Here is a 1667-nt window from a genome sequence, read left to right as displayed (position 1 = left end):
CGCGGCGTCGCCGGGCCGCCGTCCGCGCCGAGTTCGGCGTCGCCGCCGACCGTCCGCTGATCCTCCTCGGTGGGCCGGCTGCACCCCCAGAAGCGGTACGACGTGCTGATCGACGCCGCCGCCCGGTGGCGTACCCGGACCCCGGCGCCGGCGGTGGTGATCGCCGGCAGCGGCCCCGCGTACCTCCAGCTCGCCGCCCGGATCTCGACCGCCCGGGTGCCGGTGACCCTGCTCGGGCACCGCACCGACGTGGCCGACCTGCTCGCCGGCGCCGACCTGGCCGTGGTCACCAGCGACTGGGAGGCCCGCCAGCTCTTCGCCCAGGAGGCGCTGCACGCCGGCGTACCCCTGGTGGCGACCGCCGTGGGTGGCCTGCCGGAGTTGGTCGGCGACGCCGCGGTGCTGGTCCCGCCCGGCGACGTCGACGCGGTCGACGCGGCGGTGCGGGAGCTGCTGGACGACGACGCCCGTCGGGCGGACCTGGGCCGCCGGGGCGCCGCCCGGGCCGCGACCTGGCCGACCGAGGCGGACACGGTCGCCGGCTTGGCCGACCTGTACGCCGAGCTGGCGCCGGCCGGGGCCGATCCGTCGACGGGCAGCCGCTGATGCTGCGCAGACTGACCCCGGTCCTGCTGACCCTGGTCGTGGTGGCGCTCGGCATCACCGCGCTGGCCGCCCGGCCGGACACCGGCCCGCCCGGGCGCGGCGCCGACTTCGTGGTGCTGGCCGGGGTGGCCGGGCTGCGCTGGGACGACGTGGACCCGCAGACCACCCCGACGCTGTGGCGGATGGCCGAACAGGGGTCGATCGGCTCCCTGTCGGTACGCTCCGCGCACCGGCCGACCTGCCCGGTCGACGGCTGGCTCACTCTCGGCGCGGGCAACTTCGCCGCCTGGAACGGCAGCCGCCAACAGGGTGGCTGCCCGCCGGCGGCGGTGACGGTGGAGCAGCCGGACGGCATCGGCGCCAACCTGCCGGACGAGGAGAGCGTCGTCCGGTACAACCAGGACCGGCTGTCCTGGGGTGCGACGCCGGGCGCGCTGGCCGAGTCCGTTCGCTGCTCGGTGGCGGTCGGGCCGGGTGCGGCGGTGGCCGCCGCCCGCCCGTTCGGCCGGGTCGACCGCTACGCGCCGGTCCTTCCCGCCGACCCGGCCAAGCTGCTGGGCTCCTGCGTGTTGAGCATCGTCGACCTGGGCAGCGTCGACGGCGAGAACCGGGCGTCCCGGGCGGCGCAGGCCCGGCAGGCGGACGCCCAACTGGCCCGGGTGCTCGCCGCCCGCCCGCCCCGCTCGCTGGTGGTCGTCGCCGGCGTCTCCGACACCGACCAGCTGTCCCGGCTGCACGTCGCGGTTGCCGACGGCCCGGGCTGGGAGAGGGGTTGGCTGACCTCCCCGAGCACCGCCCGGGAGGGCTATCTCCAGCTCGTGGACCTGGCACCGACCGCCCTGGCGACGCTGGGCCGGCCCATGCCGGAACGGCTCTTCCTCGGCCGTCCCGCCGTCTCGGTCGGCGGCCGACCGGCGGACCTGCGGGCCGCCATCGATCAACCGGCGGACGCCGACCGGGAGGCCGGCGCCCAGCGTCGGGTGGCCGGCTGGTTCTTCGCCCTGCTGGCCGTGGCGCAGGTGGCGCTCGCGGTCGCGGTGCTGCCGCTGCTGCGCCGGGAT

General features: G+C 77.7%; 2 pseudogenes. Both read left to right on the top strand.

Annotation, left to right across the window (positions count from 1 at the left end):
* Window positions 1-606: pseudogene (locus JNW87_RS38480) on the top strand (glycosyltransferase family 4 protein); the annotation flags it as partial.
* Window positions 606-1667, top strand: a pseudogene (locus tag JNW87_RS38475) (hypothetical protein); the annotation flags it as partial. The pseudogenes JNW87_RS38480 and JNW87_RS38475, both read left to right, overlap by 1 nt.

The sequence above is a fragment of the Micromonospora sp. ATA51 genome (genome assembly GCF_016802855.1).
In the GTDB taxonomy this organism is placed as follows: domain Bacteria; phylum Actinomycetota; class Actinomycetes; order Mycobacteriales; family Micromonosporaceae; genus Micromonospora; species Micromonospora sicca.
This window is presented reverse-complemented; position numbering and strand designations above follow the sequence as displayed.